The sequence below is a fragment of the Eubacterium limosum genome (assembly GCF_000807675.2).
Lineage (GTDB): Bacteria > Bacillota > Clostridia > Eubacteriales > Eubacteriaceae > Eubacterium > Eubacterium limosum.
Map to the genome: position 1 here is coordinate 2,082,145 of NZ_CP019962.1, position 16,451 is coordinate 2,098,595.

General features: G+C 46.4%; 16 protein-coding genes, 1 pseudogene and 1 riboswitch. Of the genes and pseudogenes, 11 read left to right on the top strand and 6 right to left on the bottom strand.

Annotated features, from left to right (window positions below; translation table 11 throughout):
• Window positions 1-19: 19 nt before the first annotated feature.
• From B2M23_RS09625 to B2M23_RS09645, 5 genes are read left to right on the top strand one after another with little or no spacing between them, the layout of a single operon-like run.
• Window positions 20-997: a heme-binding Shp domain-containing protein gene (locus B2M23_RS09625; RefSeq protein WP_038353105.1), complete on the top strand. Its 978-nt coding sequence runs from the start codon at window positions 20-22 to the stop codon at window positions 995-997.
• The gene (gene isdE, locus B2M23_RS09630) at window positions 975-2,093 is read left to right on the top strand and encodes a heme ABC transporter substrate-binding protein IsdE (protein WP_038352700.1); all 1,119 of its coding nucleotides are present in this window, start codon (window positions 975-977) and stop codon (window positions 2,091-2,093) included. Before B2M23_RS09625 ends, isdE begins: the two co-directional genes overlap by 23 nt.
• A 1-nt stretch (window position 2,094) precedes the next feature.
• Window positions 2,095-3,168, top strand: a complete 1,074-nt coding sequence (locus tag B2M23_RS09635; protein WP_430735789.1) for a FecCD family ABC transporter permease — start codon at window positions 2,095-2,097, stop codon at window positions 3,166-3,168.
• Between the two features lie 40 nt (window positions 3,169-3,208).
• The gene (locus B2M23_RS09640) at window positions 3,209-3,988 is read left to right on the top strand and encodes an ABC transporter ATP-binding protein (RefSeq protein WP_341455942.1); all 780 of its coding nucleotides are present in this window, start codon (window positions 3,209-3,211) and stop codon (window positions 3,986-3,988) included.
• A 20-nt stretch (window positions 3,989-4,008) separates the two neighbouring features.
• Entirely contained in the window at window positions 4,009-4,401 is a 393-nt protein-coding gene (locus B2M23_RS09645) for a YbaN family protein (RefSeq protein ID WP_038352699.1), read from the top strand.
• Window positions 4,402-4,415: 14 nt separating this feature from the next.
• On the opposite strand, the pseudogene B2M23_RS09650 reads toward B2M23_RS09645, so the two are convergent.
• Window positions 4,416-4,724, bottom strand: a pseudogene (locus B2M23_RS09650) (ABC transporter ATP-binding protein); the annotation flags it as partial.
• 131 nt (window positions 4,725-4,855) lie between these two features.
• Between B2M23_RS09650 and B2M23_RS21745 the strand changes: the two are divergent.
• Complete coding sequence (locus B2M23_RS21745; protein ID WP_110060266.1) at window positions 4,856-5,122, top strand: P-loop NTPase family protein; 267 nt, start codon at window positions 4,856-4,858, stop codon at window positions 5,120-5,122.
• Window positions 5,123-5,146: 24 nt separating this feature from the next.
• On the opposite strand, the gene B2M23_RS09655 is transcribed toward B2M23_RS21745, so the two are convergent.
• Both B2M23_RS09655 and B2M23_RS09660 read right to left on the bottom strand, forming a co-directional pair.
• Window positions 5,147-5,575: a hypothetical protein gene (locus B2M23_RS09655; protein ID WP_038352697.1), complete on the bottom strand. Its 429-nt coding sequence runs from the start codon at window positions 5,573-5,575 to the stop codon at window positions 5,147-5,149.
• A 16-nt stretch (window positions 5,576-5,591) separates the two neighbouring features.
• Entirely contained in the window at window positions 5,592-7,091 is a 1,500-nt protein-coding gene (locus tag B2M23_RS09660; RefSeq protein ID WP_242945909.1) for a Y-family DNA polymerase, read from the bottom strand.
• Window positions 7,092-7,468: 377 nt separating this feature from the next.
• On the opposite strand from B2M23_RS09660, the gene B2M23_RS09665 reads away from it, so the two are divergent.
• From B2M23_RS09665 to B2M23_RS09685, 5 genes are all read left to right on the top strand, one after another.
• Window positions 7,469-8,155 (top strand): response regulator transcription factor, encoded by a 687-nt coding sequence (locus B2M23_RS09665; protein WP_038352696.1) that lies wholly within the window; start codon window positions 7,469-7,471, stop codon window positions 8,153-8,155.
• Window positions 8,142-9,131 (top strand): sensor histidine kinase, encoded by a 990-nt coding sequence (locus B2M23_RS09670; RefSeq protein ID WP_038352695.1) that lies wholly within the window; start codon window positions 8,142-8,144, stop codon window positions 9,129-9,131. Before B2M23_RS09665 ends, B2M23_RS09670 begins: the two co-directional genes overlap by 14 nt.
• Before the next feature lie 82 nt (window positions 9,132-9,213).
• Window positions 9,214-9,897 (top strand): ABC transporter ATP-binding protein, encoded by a 684-nt coding sequence (locus tag B2M23_RS09675; protein WP_038352694.1) that lies wholly within the window; start codon window positions 9,214-9,216, stop codon window positions 9,895-9,897.
• Entirely contained in the window at window positions 9,894-12,473 is a 2,580-nt protein-coding gene (locus tag B2M23_RS09680) for an ABC transporter permease (protein WP_038352693.1), read from the top strand. The genes B2M23_RS09675 and B2M23_RS09680 overlap by 4 nt, the downstream gene beginning before the upstream one ends.
• A 108-nt stretch (window positions 12,474-12,581) precedes the next feature.
• Window positions 12,582-13,199: a flavodoxin family protein gene (locus B2M23_RS09685; RefSeq protein ID WP_038352692.1), complete on the top strand. Its 618-nt coding sequence runs from the start codon at window positions 12,582-12,584 to the stop codon at window positions 13,197-13,199.
• 120 nt (window positions 13,200-13,319) lie between these two features.
• Here the strand turns inward: B2M23_RS09685 and B2M23_RS09690 are convergent, their stop codons facing one another.
• Genes B2M23_RS09690 through B2M23_RS09700 form a run of 3 tightly spaced genes read right to left on the bottom strand, consistent with a single transcriptional unit; the run spans window position 13,320 to window position 16,091 of the window.
• Window positions 13,320-14,096, bottom strand: coding sequence for an ABC transporter ATP-binding protein (locus B2M23_RS09690; protein WP_038352691.1), 777 nt, complete (start codon window positions 14,094-14,096; stop codon window positions 13,320-13,322).
• Window positions 14,093-15,124 carry a FecCD family ABC transporter permease gene (locus B2M23_RS09695; RefSeq protein WP_038352690.1) on the bottom strand — a complete coding sequence of 344 codons (1,032 nt, stop codon included), beginning with the start codon at window positions 15,122-15,124 and terminating at the stop codon, window positions 14,093-14,095. The genes B2M23_RS09690 and B2M23_RS09695 overlap by 4 nt, the downstream gene beginning before the upstream one ends.
• Window positions 15,114-16,091: an ABC transporter substrate-binding protein gene (locus B2M23_RS09700; RefSeq protein ID WP_038352689.1), complete on the bottom strand. Its 978-nt coding sequence runs from the start codon at window positions 16,089-16,091 to the stop codon at window positions 15,114-15,116. Before B2M23_RS09700 ends, B2M23_RS09695 begins: the two co-directional genes overlap by 11 nt.
• 113 nt (window positions 16,092-16,204) lie before the next feature.
• Window positions 16,205-16,382: riboswitch (cobalamin riboswitch) on the bottom strand.
• Between the last annotated feature and the right edge of the window lie 69 nt (window positions 16,383-16,451).

Here is a 16,451-nt window from a genome sequence, read left to right on the forward strand (position 1 = left end):
TCTTCAGAAAGGAAAATATATGAAAAAGCCAAAGCGTTTAACGAAATTTCTGACAGGCATCCTGGTACTTATATTTACCATATTAGGTACGGGTATCAAAGCATTGCCTGTGAATGCCGCTAGCGGAACGGTTTATACGGCTGTTATTCATCCCTGTTATGCGCATCCAGTCACAGGTGCCATTGAGGATTCAGGGGGCGAGGCATCCTACGCAACAGGACAGGGGATGGTCGATGGTGCTGTTTATACCAGCGGGATTTTAGAAGTAACAGACAGCGGGGAATATTATCTGACCATCCGTATGAGCCTGATGGACTACACATCTAATCACAGCTTCATGGTTCAAAATGTCGGCGATTCCGGCTGGTCCTCTCCGTCCATGGGTGTTACAGGTAATGGATCTGACAATAATGGGTCAACCGCGGATATTTGTATTCAGGTTCCCAGTGAAAACTGCGTTGTCCGTGGGTCCATGTATGTTACGCCAATGGGACGGGATGTGGTTTTTTACCTGTACCCCAGCGACTATGCAGCTGGCAACAATACAGACATGAATGCAACGATGGTAACTTCGTCAGGCGCAGCCGCACCAGGGAATGCATCCTCCGGTCAGTCGGCGGCAGGCGGGTCGTTGAGTTCAGGCGCTGGTGCGTTGCAGAGTAACGCTGCCGGTAATACCGCTGGAAATGCAGCGCAGCTTCAAAGCAGTATTACTCAGGCCGCTCAGCCCACCGCACAACAGGGGCAGGAAAGTGAAGGAGAAACCAGCCTCAATAAGGAAAAAGGTCTGGGGCTTTCCACAGAAGAAGAGACAGAGGAAGAAAGCGGTTTTTGGGGCGCTTCGGAGAAAAAAATCGTCGTACTTTTTACGGCCATTACTATTTCAGGTTTGATCTTCCTGGGAGCAGGTGCTGGAATTGTCTATTTGTTCCGTAAAAACTGGTATCGATGGAGCGGTGGAGGATATAGTGACGATGATGAATGGCAAATTCGTTAAAATGACTAAGTATTTTCTGAGTTTTTTCCTGATTGTCCTGATGCTGTTAAGTATGACTGGCTGTGTGGATCAAAGTGGAGGCGGGGAGTCGAAAGATACAGGAATACAAGGCGACGTTAAAACCATGCTGGAAATCAGCGACCCACAGGAGAAAGCCGCGGTAGAGTCTGCGAAAAAAAAAGTAGCTGGAATGAACAGTGAACCCCGTCTGGTAGCCACGTCTCCGGCAACCGCCGACATCTGCGACCGTTTAGGCCTTGATCTGGTGGGGGTGTGCAGCAGTGCAATCTCAAAGATACCAGACCGGTATAAGGATGTAACGACTGTTGGAACCGCCATGAGTCCAGATATGGAGGTGATTTCATCATTAGATCCGGATTGGATTTTAAGCCCTGCATCGCTTCAGAGTGATTTACAGCCAAAATATGAGGCAGTCAACACCGATTGGGCATTTTTAAACCTTCGTAGTGTCCAGGGAATGTACCGATCTATTCAGGAGCTCGGTGATATCTTTGGACGTCAAGAGGAAGCTCAGAAGCTCGTGGATGAATTCACAAGCTTCTATAATGACTATAAAGATAAAAATAAAGATAAGGAAAAACCAAAAGTCTTGATTTTGATGGGGCTTCCAGGCAGTTATATTATTGCAACAGAGAATTCATATGTTGGAAGCTTAGTAGAATTGGCCGGGGGAGAAAATGTTTATGCCGGAAGTAATCAGGAATTTTTAACCGTCAATACTGAGGATATGAAAACTAAAGAGCCGGATATTATCCTTCGGGCCGCACACGCACTACCGGATCAGGTGGTGGAAATGTTCAAACAGGATTTTGAAACCAATGATATCTGGAAGCACTTTAAAGCGGTACAGGAAGGACGGGTTTATGATCTGCCTTATAGCCAGTTTGGCATGAGCGCTACCTTTGCTTATCCAGACGCTCTAAATACATTACAGCCAATGCTTTATCCAGAAAGTGACGACGATGCCGCAAAGGCAAAAGAGAACAGTGACAATGCGGCGAAAGCAGCTGAAAATTCCAATGCAACAGATAATACCGATCCAAATCTTATAAAAGAAGCTGAGGGAGGTCAGTAAAATGAAAAGTAATGAACAGATGGTGCTTCCCGCAGAAAACATCCAACAGGAAGATCACCATAAATTAGATATGAGCCGGTGCCGGCGGAAAGCGTTGAAAAGTGTGCTTTCCTTTATAGTCATGGCAATATTGCTTTTAGCCCTTTTTTTCGCGGCCATCAATATTGGCAGTCTAAAAGTAAGCTTTGGGCAGCTGTTAAGTGGGTTATTTATTGAACGTAATGATGATGTTGTGACTATTTTTGATTTGCGCTTTCCGAGGATCATTATTTCAATGCTTGCGGGAGCGGCTATTGCTGTTTCTGGTGTGCTTTTTCAGGCTGTGCTCAAGAATCCTCTAGCGGATCCTGGTATTATTGGTATTTCCAGTGGTGCAAGCTTTGCCGCAGTGCTGGTAACGGCTTTTGCACCGGCTTTGTTTTTCTTTACCCCGTTTATCGCATTTTTGGGGGGCGTAATCGCGTTCTTTTTAGTGTACAGCCTTTCATGGAAAGGCGGTCTGAGCCCCTTGCGGATCATTCTGGTCGGGGTTGCGGTCAACGCTATGTTTTCCGGCCTTTCAAGCGGTTTAAATGCTATGAACGGCGGTGATATGTCGGGTGTTGCAGCCATTGTCAATGGAAACATCACCATGAAAACCTGGGATGATGTCGGGACGCTGGTTCCCTATGCTTTGATCGGCCTGCTTCTCTCCATTATTTTTTCGGGAAAATGTAATTTGTTGACACTCGAAGATAAAACGGCTCGAAGCCTGGGTGTAAATGTTAATGCAATGCGCATCATGATTTCACTCATTGCGGTGCTGCTAGCCAGTATTTCTACGGCAGTAGCGGGAGTTATCAGTTTTCTAGGATTGATTGTACCGCACATCGGCAGAATTTTGGTTGGGAGTGACCATAAAGCACTCATTCCATTTTCAATGCTTTTTGGCGCTTTTACTTTTTTACTGGCTGATACAATCGGAAGAACAATCGCAGCGCCTTATGAGGTCTCAGCGTCCATTATCATGAGTGTTATTGGCGGGCCATTCTTCATCATTCTTCTCAGGAGGTCAAAAAAGTATGCGAACGCTTAAGGAAACCAACAAAGAAACCTTATTTATACGAGGAGATGCGGTGAATGAGAAAAAAACAGCCATGGAGGTCCGAAATTTGGTTTTTGCCTACGGTCGCAATGTTGTGCTTCGGGGGATTTCTTTTAAAATTGAGGAAGGAAAAATCACTACACTAATGGGCGCCAATGGTTGTGGTAAATCCACTTTGTTTTCACTGATGACAAAAAACTTAGATCCTCGGCGGGGCAAAATATTTCTTTATGGTAAGAATATTTACCATCTGGGCCTAAAGGATTTTGCCCGGCGGGTATCTATTGTCCATCAGTATAACACAGCCAATGATGATATTACGGTTGAACGGCTGGTGTCCTACGGCAGGATTCCCCATATGAAAATGATGCAGGGGAGAAGTGACCGGGACGAACAAATGATTGAATGGGCATTGGAAGTTACAAATCTCCAGGCTTACCGTGATCGGGAAGTCAGCCGCCTGTCTGGCGGCCAACGTCAGCGGGTTTGGATTGCGATGGCGCTGGCTCAAAATACAAAAATTCTTTTTTTAGATGAACCCACTACTTATCTGGATATCCGTTACCAGATTGAAATACTTGAGTTAGTAAAAAAACTAAACGATGAATTTGGTATGACCATTGTGATGGTGCTCCATGATATTAATCAGGCCATCTATTTTTCCGACAACATTATTGGGCTTCAAAACGGCTGCATCACAGTCGAAGGAAGCCCAGATGAGGTTATCACGACTGAAAGTCTCAAAGAGCTGTATGGGATAAGCCTTGAGGTGACACAGGTAGAAGGACAGAAATTTGTATTGACCGTATGATGAAAAACAGGAGGTGAATCATGAAAAATCCAATAAAGTATCTGTGGATGGGCGTTGGCTTTTTAGCCATGGGACTTGGAGCTGTCGGTGTTGTACTCCCGATTCTGCCGACAGTCCCTTTTCTGCTGCTGGCAATGTTTTGTTTTGCAAAAAGTTCAGAAAAGCTCCATCGCTGGTTTATGAACACAAAACTTTACAAAAATCATCTGGCAACCTATGTCAAAAAAGAAGGCATGACCGTGAAAACAAAGCTCGGTATTATTATTCCGGTAACCATCCTTATGGCGATTGGGTTTGCCTTAATGGGACGTGTGCCCATAGGCAGGATTATTTTGGCTGTTGTCTGGGCAGCACATTTAATTTATTTTATCTTTATTGTCAGAACCATATCCGAAAAACATGAAGTAGAATAATATTCCACTAAGAGTTAATTCCAGACCTGCGTTTGTTCTCTGGCGTTTACAAAATTTTTGTAAATCCCTTCTTTGTGTATCAGTGTATTGTGGGTGCCGGATTGTGCGATCCGGCCCTCCGCGATAACAAGAACCTCATCCGGGTTTTGAATGGTATTCAGACGGTGAGCGATGACAAGCAGTGTTTTACCTTTGCACAATTCTGAAATAGCTTCTTGAATATACCTTTCATTATTAGTGTCCACATTGGCCGTCGCCTCATCAAAAATAACAATCGGGGCGTCTTTTAAGATACAGCGCGCGATTGAAATACGCTGTCTTTGCTCATATTGCGAATATCCTGGCCACCACTTTTTATGGCACCGTCACACACATCATAAAAATGGACAAGCAGTTTGGCCAGTGTTGATTTTCCGCTGCCGCGTTATCCGGAGGCCAGAAACAGCGGGTAACCATTGCGGCGGCAATTCCGAAGGGCAGTCCGCTGATCTGTTTCGATGAACATACAAGTGGACTCGATTATGACTCAATGGTTCGGGTTAGCCGACTGATTCAAAGGCGGTCTGGTATGGGCGCTATAATTTTTGTGGTTTCACACGATTTTGAGTTTATTGTCCGGTCATATTCAAGTGTTCTGCAGCTTGAGCGCAATGGAAAGGCACGACAAAAACCCTTGGGATGCAAACTTTTTGAACAGCCTTCCCACCAATATTTTTATTAAAGTATTTGGCCAAAACGTGTATATTTAAAAAGAAGAAGGCACCTGGATGTCCACAACATCACCAATGAAGAGCGTTTTTCCGGATACCTGAAGGGTCTGAGCCACTGGGGTGATTTTTTCAATATTGCCGGTGACCTCGGCATAAGAACCGAGCGGTTCATTAGTTTCCTTTGATTTTGTTTTTGCCACAAAATATCTGACAGTAATATTGATCTTTTGTCCCTCAGACAGCCGCTTAGCCAGGATATGGAGCTTACGGTCAAGTATGTTTTGAACGTATTCTGTCAATTCGATTCTTTTTTCATAGCTTATCTGTTTTAGCTTGAGCGCTTCCTCATAACCCTTAAGCGCGGCAAAAGGGCTGAACTGTTTTGCCCGGTCTGCGTTGGACATGTGAGACCGCCAGTCGGAAACTGGACGGATTTGATCCATGATATCATCGTAGTTACTCATGAAGTAAAGCCTCCTTTTACGCCTTATGGCCGCCAATTTGATTGTTGCGCACCAAGGTCGTTGCGCCATCCTGAAGGTTCATACCTTTGAAAATAGCGTTGTTTCCATATCTCCGCTTTATTTTGAGCAGCGTCTGCTGTATCTTTTGCTCTTGTTTTTCCGCTTCTTCTTCCAGGAAATCCTCTTCAAACAGGCTGAGCTGCCGGTATACTATGTTTCGGTCCGCAGTCCCTTCGACATCATTGAAAGTCAGAGATACCCTACGCAGCATAAGCTCCTTGTCAATGATCCGATCATAGAGTGCCAGGGCGGCATGCAGGATTTTTTTTGCCGAGTTGCTGTAAACCGGGCGGCCGCCTGCATCGGTCAGTTTTTCTGTCCCGTGCGCCGGTTTCGGCACTGCGCGGCCAAAATGGTCAATGTGAATGCCGCCGCTGTAGCGGCGATCGTTCAGCCCATCCTTGTCATAACCGATATGCAGAGTTATGCTGGATGTAGACAACCCCTTTTCGATCAGATCGTACACCAGTAAATCCACCATTTCCTGGACGATCAGTCTTCCCTGTACAGAATCATAAGCGTGTGGGAGCACCTGGCCTGAGGAGAGGGAGTGGTTGCTGGGTTTATAGTTTTTGATATCGGCCATGGTGCAGGGCTCAATTCCCCAGGCGTGGTCAATGAGCAATTCCGCGTCGATACCAAACTCATTATAAAGCAGGTTTTCGCCATATCGGTTATCAGCGCCTCTCTGCAAGCTCATTCTGGCCACGTCACCCATTGTAACCATCCCGTTTTTCTCAAGCCTTCTGGCGATTCCCCGGCCCACGCGCCAGAAATCCGTGATTGGGCGGTGGTTCCACAGAAGCTTTCGATAGCTCATTTCATCCAGCTCGGCAATACGAGCGCCGTCCGCATCCGCCTTTACATGCTTGGCGACAATATCCATGGCAATCTTGGCCAGATAAAGGTTGGTTCCAATACCGGCAGTGGCCGTGATGCCTGTGGTTGTCCAAATGTCCTGAATGATCATCTTTGCCAGCGCACGCGCCGTCATAGGTTGTCCGTCCTTATTTTGGTTGACTGAAAGATAGTGGGTTACATCCATAAAAACTTCATCAATGCTGTATACATGGATATCCTCTTCCGAAACATATTTAAGGTATATCTCATATATTCGGGCGCTGTAATCAATATAAAGCTGCATTCTGGGAGTCGCGGCAATATAGGCAACATCCTTTCCCGTTCGCAGACGGACAGCTTTCAGTTTTTGCTCAACTTCAAAAAGTCTGGGACGTCCGGGAATACCGTAGGCTTTCAGGGCGGGGGAAACCGCCAGGCAGATGGTTTTCTGAGTGCGGGTGACGTCAGCGACAACAAGATTGCTTGTGATAGGGTCAAGACCGCGTTCGACACACTCTACCGACGCATAAAATGACTTTAAATCAATGCAGAGATAAGTGGAATCAAGCTTTCCTGAGCTGTAAAGCGGAGTATTTTTTGAAGAAGCATTCATCATCATAGACCTTTCTTACAACATCATTTCAAAGATACAGGCGTTTAATACAATACCGAGAGAGAACTTTTGTTTATCTATAAACGAACATAAGTTTTAATAATGATATATTATAACGATATCCAGGAATTGTCAAGGGCTGAATTTGATTTAATATGTATGCTTATTTAAAAATAAAGCCGTGCAGGAAGATGAGAATAGGTGTTCGTGATTGAAGCTGTATTGCGAATTTTATTATCGCAGCCATTTTTGCTTTTTGTGAGAAATGTTCTGTCCATCTTGCATGTTTTATTCAAAAGAAATACAATAGGGCTACAGAGAGATGTCGTATAATAGAATAAGGTTATGACAAAAGAAGCAGCAAAGGAGAATGAAAATAGATGAAACGCATATTTTTGGTTGAGGACGATCAGGCCATCGCGAGAAATCTGATGCTTTTACTCAAGTCGGAAGGGTTTAACGTCACCCATGCTGCCACCCGGAGGAAAGCCTCAGATATGCTCGCTGCCAATCAATTTGATCTGGCACTTATTGACATATCCCTGCCTGACGGGAATGGCTTTACCGTTTGCACAGAGGTCAAAGAAATTCAGGATATTCCCGTCATTTTTCTGACAGCCTCTGGCGATGAGGCGAGTGTTGTTACCGGACTGAATATGGGTGCGGATGACTATATTACAAAGCCCTTCCGCCCCCGTGAACTGATTGCGCGGATCGGGACCGCTCTGCGAAAAAGCGGACGTTCTGTATCAGCTTTTGAAGTGTGCGGGCTCCAGGTCGATACAGCGAGCGGTGTGGTGAAGAAAAATGGTAGCGAGGTTTTTCTTTCAGCTTTGGAATACCGGCTGCTATTGATGTTTGTGAGCAACCCTAAAAACATTATCACAAGAGACCGGCTGTTGGATGAGCTGTGGGATGCGGCGGGCGAGTTTGTCAATGACAATACCTTAACCGTCTATATCAAACGGCTGCGGGAAAAGATAGAGGATGATCCTGCAAAACCGAAAATTATTCGGACTGTCCGTGGGACAGGCTATCGTCTGGGTGACGGCCATGCTCCGGAATAGAGAATTTAAGCGGTTTGCGGTTCTGTTTTTAATGATGGCCGCTGCTTTTACCGCGCTGGGATTTGCTATCAGCCGTGCGGCCGGAGTACTGGTGCTTATGTCCGCCGCCGCCTTTGGCATTGCCTTTTACACGCATACCAGAGCCCGGTACAGAAGCATTGCGAAAATTTCTGATCAAATTGATCTTGTGCTTCACAATTTCGACCATCTGGATATTGACGAATTGGATGAGGGTGAGCTCTCCATTTTGTACAGCGAGGTAAAAAAAATGACACTGCGCATTCGAGAGCAAAACGATGCGCTGAAAAGGGAAAAAACACATTTGGCCGATTCGCTGGCAGATATTGCCCATCAGCTCCGCACACCCCTCACATCCGTGAACCTTCTTCTGTCCCTGCTTTCGAACAGCACTGATGAAAATGAACGGAAGACCTTTGTGCGTGAGGCTGAAGAACTGCTCATGCGTATGGACTGGCTGCTCACATCCCTTTTAAAATTATCCCGTCTGGATGCGGGCGTCGTGGTATTCCAGAGCGAGCTGATTGATGCAGAAAGTCTGATATACACTGCGCTGCGCCCGCTTCAAATCCCGATGGAGCTGCACGCTGTCAGAGTACAGCTTGATGTGCCGAAGGGAGCGAGGATTCAAGGGGATTCCGGCTGGCTTTCAGAGGCCATTCAAAACATTCTCAAAAATTGTATGGAGAGCGTAGGTGAAAATGGGAGCATTGAGATTGTATGTACCGATAATCCGCTGTTTACCGAGATCGCCATCTATGACAGCGGCCCAGGCTTTAAAAAAGAGGATATACCGTGCCTGTTCGACCGGTTTTACCGGGGAAAAAGCACAAACGCGTCGGGCTACGGCATTGGTCTGGCACTCTGTAAGATGATTATAACAGGGCAGGGAGGGTCCATCACAGCCAGAAACCGACCCCAGGGCGGTGCGGCCTTTACCCTTCGCTTCCCAAAGTGACAGATCTCTCACCTGAAAGTCACCGGGATGTTAGAGAGAAGCTTTATTATATGGGTATACCAAGAGAGAGGAGGCTCACATAATGGAGCTGTTAAGAATTGAAAATTTATGCAAGGTCTATGGGACAGAAGAAAACCAGGTTACTGCCCTCGACCATGTTTCACTTACAATCGAAAAGGGGGATTTCACCGCGATTATCGGGTCGTCCGGTTCAGGAAAATCCACTCTGCTTCATATGATTGGCGGTGTGGACGTGCCCACCAGCGGAAAGGTATTCTTGGACGGACAGGATGTATATGCCCAGAGCAATGATAAGCTGGCGATCTTCCGCAGGCGGCAGGTCGGGCTCATTTATCAGTTTCACAACCTTATTCCCACGCTCAATGTGGTGGAGAACATCACTCTGCCGGTTTTGATGGACAAGCGGAAGGTCAACCAGAAAAGATTGAACAACCTGTTGTCACTGCTTGGCCTGAAAGACCGCCAGACGCATTTGCCCAATCAGCTCTCAGGCGGCCAGCAGCAGCGTGTTTCCATTGGCCGCGCTCTGATGAACGCCCCGGCGGTCATGCTGGCCGATGAACCCACAGGCAGTCTGGACAGCCGGAATGGCCATGAAATTGTCAATCTGTTAAAGCTGAGCAATAAAAAATATGGGCAGACCCTTATCCTCGTCACCCATGATGAAAATATCGCCCTTCAGGCGGACCGCATTATTGGCATATCTGACGGCAAGGTAGTGCGGGATGAAAGGGTGCGGCCATGAACATTTTTAACAAAGTCACCCTGCAAAGCCTGAAAAAGAGCCGTACACGGACGATCGTAACGATTATCGGAGTGGTTTTATCAGCCGCTATGATCACGGCGGTTGCTACTTTTGCTGTTTCTCTGCAAAACTATCTGGTAAACAGTTCGGCAGTGAAATATGGCAGCTGGCATGTCGAGTTTCTGGATGTGGACTCTGCATTTGTACAGGAGCGAAGCCATGACAAAGGGGTCAAAAACACTGCGACCATTGAAAATATTGGCTACGCAGCGCTCAATGATGGGAAAAATCCAGATAAGCCGTATCTCTTTGTAACAGGATTTAACGAAAAAGCCTTTGAAGATCTGCCTGTTAACATGATTTCCGGCAGGCTGCCGCAGAACAGCAGCGAGGTTCTTATCCCCGCACACCTCTCGGCAAATGGCGGCGTCAACTATGCTGTGGGAGATACTATTTCCCTTTCAATCGGAGACCGCGTGGGCGGAAACGGAAAGCTCACGCAGCACATCCCTTACAATGCAGAGGGCGCGATAGAAGGTGAAGAAATACTTGAGCCAAAAGTTGAGAAAACCTACACGGTTGTCGGAATCTGTGAAAGGCCCAGTTTTGAGGAAGCCGCAGCGCCAGGATATACCCTGATCACGGCATCGGACTCTGCCGATCAGGCGGATCGCTTTAACATCTTTGTCACCCTTGATAATCCGCGGGAGGTTCAGAGTTACGCAAAGGATAAAGCCGGGGGCTACAGCACCATTTTTAATGATTATGTGCTGCGTTTTATGGGACTTTCGGATGATACGCTGTTCAACACATTATTGTATTCCGTTGGCAGTATTCTGGTTGTTCTGATCATGCTTGGCTCGGTTTTTCTGATCTATAACGCCTTTAATATTTCGCTTAATGAGCGTACACGCCAGTTTGGGATACTGGCATCTGTGGGAGCCACATCAAAACAGCTGCGGAATTCTGTATTGTTCGAGGGGGTCTGTATCGGTGCGGTTGGGATACCCATCGGTCTGGCTGTTGGTATCGGCAGCATCACCCTTGTGATTGCCCTTATCGCTGGCAATTTTAAAAATATTCTCTCGACCGATGTGCCTTTGACCCTAACGATATCTGTACCAGCCCTTATTGCCTCTGCGGTGATCAGTATGATCACGATTTTGATTTCGGCTTATATTCCGGCGCGAAAGGCCGCAAAAAGACCTGTTTTGGAGAGTATACGCCAAACAAACGAGGTCCGGATTGAATCTAAGTCTGTGAAAACATCCGATTTCGCGCAGCGTGCTTACGGTTTAGAGGGAATGCTTGCCCTGAAAAACTTCAAGAGAAATAAAAAGCGCTATCGCAGTATTGTGCTGTCTCTTACCCTGAGCGTGGTGCTGTTTGTGTCAGCGAATGCCTTTGGAGAAAGCCTCAAACAAGCTGCCAAGCAGTCTGTCGTCGATTCAGACTATGACATCTGTTTTACCACACAGAATATGGATGAAAGCGAGCTGTTCCAGCTTTATGACAAATTGAAAACGGTGGACGGTGTCTATGAAAGCTCATACCAGGCAGTATCAACCTATTCATGCGAGGCCAAGGCCAGCGATTTTTCGGAGCGCTATCGTGAATCTCTAGGCCTGACTTCTCCGGAGGAAATGGTCGATCTGCCACTGGATATCCAGTTTGTTGAGGACAGCGTTTATCTGGATTTTATCAAAGACCTGGGTTTACCCGCAGAGGAATACACCGGACAGAACGCGAAAATGACCGCTGTTGCCAAAGCAAAGGGCAGCAGCGAACAAGCGGGAAAGAGCTCGCTGTACAATATGTTTGACCGCTCATCCATGGATTTCACTGTCGTACCTGGATCAGATGACGGGGCGGCGGAAGGGCCGGGCAAGGCTGTGAGCCTGACCATTGTCGATACGATACCAGTTGACGGAATCCCAAGACAATCCTCTAAGGTAAAGACTGCCACCTTTATGATTGTCGCTCCCTATCAGTTAAAAAGTGATTTTGCGCCTGGAAGTGACGCTGTAACGGGCCTGACCTTTCGGTCGGAAAACTCAGCACAGTCGGTGGCTGAGATGAAAACAATTATCCAGAGTGAAGGGGTTACCTCGAATTATAGCCTCTACAATGCGAACGAAATATTCGAGCAAAACCGCAATATCGTATTTGTTGTGGATGTATTTACCTATGTTTTTGTCTTTATGATTTCGCTGATTGCCACAGCCAATGTGTTCAATACGATCTCCACAAATATCAAGCTTCGCAGACGGGAATTTGCCATGCTGCGTTCCGTGGGAATGTCTGACCGCGATTTCAATAAAATGATGAATTTTGAGTGTGCCTTTTTCGGCATGAAGACATTGCTGTTTGGCGTACCGATAGCGGTATTGCTCTCATGGCTGATTTATAAGGGCATGGCTGCTGGCGGCGCAGAGATCGGTTTTATATTCCCCTGGGCCAGTCTCATTATCAGCGTACTCGGCGTGTTCTTTTTGGTATTCATCACCATGCTGTATGCGACCCGAAGTATAAAAAAAGAAAATATTATAGACGCTCTTCGGGATGATATGACCTGATTAAGAAAGATTTTTTGAAATCTATTTGCTGCACAGCGGGTATTGTTTTATACTAAAGTAAGAAGAATCAAGGACTGGGAAGTTCTTAAAAACAAGGAGGCTAGTTAAATGAACGTGTTATTGCTTAACGGCAGCCCTCACCCAAGCGGCGCAGGTTATACGGCCCTGGAGGTAATGGATGGAGTATTTGAAAAGAATGGGATTGAAACAGAACTGATCCAGGTGGGGAATAAAGCGATCAGAGGCTGTATTGCCTGCAATTACTGCAAGGAGCATGACAAATGCACCTTTGATGATCTGGTAAACGAAATTGCCCCAAAATTTGAAAAAGCGGATGGATTGGTCGTTTCCAGCCCGGTCTATTACGCATCAGCCAATGCGACGATGATTGCGCTTCTGGATCGTCTCTTTTACAGTACGCCCTTTGATAAAACCATGAAGGTGGGTGCGAGTGTTGTCACCGCCCGGCGCGGCGGCCTGTCAGCAACCTTTGACGAATTAAATAAGTATTTTACCATCAGCGGGATGCCAGTGGCATCGGGACAGTATTGGAACAGCCTGCACGGCAGAAATGCAGACGAAGCGGCTGAAGACCTGGAAGGCCTGCAGATCATGAGAACTTTGGCTGAAAATATGGCGTTTCTCATAAAATGTATCGCCCTTGGAAAGGAGCAGTATGGAGTGCCTCTAAGAGAGGAAACAGTATACACCAATTTTATTCGTTGAGAACAGAAAAATGAGAAAACGAAAAGCTTTGAAAGCCGGAAGTTCAAACAGGAACTTCCGGCTCTTTGCGTGTGGTACGTCCTAAAGCGGTGTTTTGGATACAGATCTCTCGCTTAATCCCTAATTTTCGTCAATTAAAAAATCAAGGGTACCGTTGACAGGGTTTGTATAAGTTTGAATATTGACTTCAAAGGCTTCGTGAATAAACGCTGGCCGTATAACGGCGGTACAGTCTCCTGAGGCCATGACTTGCCCATGGTGCAATAATACTAGTCGGGTGCAGTACTTAATGGCAATGTGCAGGTCATGAACCGAGCAGATGACTAGCTTTCCGTTTTGACTTAACTCCCGTAACAGACCAAAGGTTTCTTCCTGATATTTAATGTCCAAGCTGGAAATAGGCTCATCCAACAGAAGGATGCCGGTTTCCTGTGCCAGAAGCTTTGCCAGAAGAACCCGCTGTCGTTCACCACCGGAAATTGCATTGATTTTTTGGTCTCGGAGATGGTTGATCCCGATCTTTTTCATGTACTGGTCCGCGGCTGCAGCATCCTTTTCCGGTGTTGTCAGCGCAGTTTTACTGTAAGGATATCGCCCCATTAACACCACATCGCGGCAGCTGAAGGGAAAAGTAATGCTGGTTTCCTGATTCATCAGGGAGATTTCACGGGCCAGTGCCTTGCTTTCAAAGGTATGTAGAGACTGGCCGTTTACCAGCACCTGTCCTTCAAAGGTATTGATCCCATTAAGGCATTTGAGAAAGGTGCTTTTTCCTGAACCATTAGGGCCGATAAGCCCTACAAATTCGCCGCTGAAAAAATCCAGATTAATATCGTGCAGAATTTCACGTTGACCAATGCTGAAGCACAGGTCCTTGACGGATAATGATAAATTCACAGTGCGATTCCATCCTTTCGGCTTTTATTCAGCAAATACAGAAAATACGGAGCACCTAATATGGAAGTAACGACTCCGACGCTGATTTCGGAAGGCGCAAAGATGAGTCGGGCCAGTAAATCACTGAGTAATAGGAAAATGGCGCCAGCAAAGGCGCTGACAGGAAGCAGAACCCGGTTATCTGCGCCTACCAGTAAACGCATCATATGAGGGACAATAAGTCCTACAAAGCTGATGCTTCCGCTGACTGAAACAGCCATGGCTGTGGTAAGAGCGGATAAAAACAAAATAATTTTTCGGCTTTTTCCAGGATTCAGACCGACAGAATGGGCTTCCTCATCGCCCAGCAACAGGATGTTCAAATCCGAAGCGCGCAGGCATAAGAGGATCATGCCGAGAAGAATAGGAACAATGATTAAAAAAACATGTTCCCAACGCCTGTCCGCCAGGCTGCCAACAGACCAGAACATGTAATCTTTCATTTGGTCATTGTTTAGTCCTGTCAGGATAAAGGCGATCATTCCACGAATAAAGGTGCTGACCGCCATGCCGGACAGAATCATCGTCAGCATGGATACACTCCGATCCCGGCAGGAAAGTCGATAGATTACATAGGCGATTAAAAGGGCTCCGAGAGAAGCAAAAATCGGTGTAAAATAAAGGCTGACAGAGCTGAGTCCCAAAGCGATGACGACAATGGCGCCGAAGCTTGCGCCGCTGGATATTCCGATAACGCCAGGATCGGCCATAGGATTCCGGAACAGGCTCTGAATGGCTGTTCCGGAGATGGCCAGCGCAGCCCCCACCAGGATTGCGATGATAACCCGGGGAAGGCGAACGCTGAAAATGATGCTTTCATAACTTTTATCCACTTCAAAAAAGGAATGCTGTGTTATGCCATTGATGAGAATCCGGATAGATTCTCCAATGGGGACCCTGACAGCGCCGAGGGCAACGGAAAGGATAAAAGCTGTTGTGAGGAAAAGGATGAGAAGTCCATATAAGGTCTTTCTGCTTTTAGAAAACATCAGGATATACGGACGCTCCCATGAATTCAATGCCCTCGATGATATGGTGCGAGACTGAAGTCATATAGCGATTGGAGGCAGTATACACGCGACCATTTTTGATGGCATCTACATTTTTTAAGCTTTCGTCAGTTTTCAGAGAATCGGCGAAGGCTTGGAATTCCTGAAGATCGTCCTGTTCCCAGGCCATAAGGATCAGTACCTGTGGGTTCAGCTCAATGATTTTTTCCTTGGAAATTTTGGCAACGCCGTCCAGTCCAGCATCGGCAGAAACATTGACAGCCCCTATTTTTTGAACAATGTCGTTAAAAATGGTATTGTTGGCATTGGTACTGCCATGCATGTTGTAGGCCATGACCTTTACATCTTTATCCTTTGACGTTTCAGATTTGCGGATAACTTCATCCATGCGTTTGTTCATGTCATCTACAATGGACTGGCCTTTATCGCTCTCGCCGAGCACCTTGGAGAGGTCCAGGATAATAGCTTCCTGTTCTTCAACAGTAACAGGTGTTTTATAGCCATAGTAGGGGATGTTGTTATCCTTGAGCTGCTGCAAAAATTCATCTTTGATCCAGCTTGAGCCAATGACCAGATCGGGTTTGGCAGCTAAAAGAGTTTCGATGTTGTTTTCGATTTTTGGGAATTTAGAGGCTTTGTCTGCAACGTTGGACACAGCCTCATTGTCAGCATTTTTGCCGGAGAGGCCAACAACGCGGCTTTCATCCGCCATTTCCAATAACATTTCATCCATACCCAGGGTCAGAGAAGCAATGCGTTCGGGCTTTTGACTGATAGTCAGCTCAGTACCGTCGTAGTTTGTTACGGTTACCGGGAAACCGGTGCTGCTGCTGTTTGTCTTTGAGGCGTTGTCTGTGCTGCTTTGGGTACAGCCGCCAAGCAGGGAAGCTGCCAGGAGTAAGGAAAGTGTCAGGCTCAAAAGGTTGGTTTTTAGTGATTTTTTCATCTCTTTGTCTCCTTTTAAATTAATGAAAAGTATTAAAAAAGAACCGGTCAGCATTTGCTGACCGGTTCCCATTTAACCAGTGATCAACGGTACTGTTTTTACGCGATACCCCAGGCAAAACAGCTTTCAAGGCAGGTCTCCTGACTTACAGATCCTCCGCGGCCCGCCTTCCCGAATATTTTCAGTGGCCTGATGGGCGTTGTCTCTGCTTACAGTGATGGGTTCGTACCGGATTTTCACCGGTTTCCCTATTCTCTTACGTGTATAAGCACCTTGAAATTGAATATTTATTTAGTTATTTTAATTTTAGCACGTTTTAGAACGTGTGTCAACGCAGTGCGGCTTTGTGAATAAAATTAT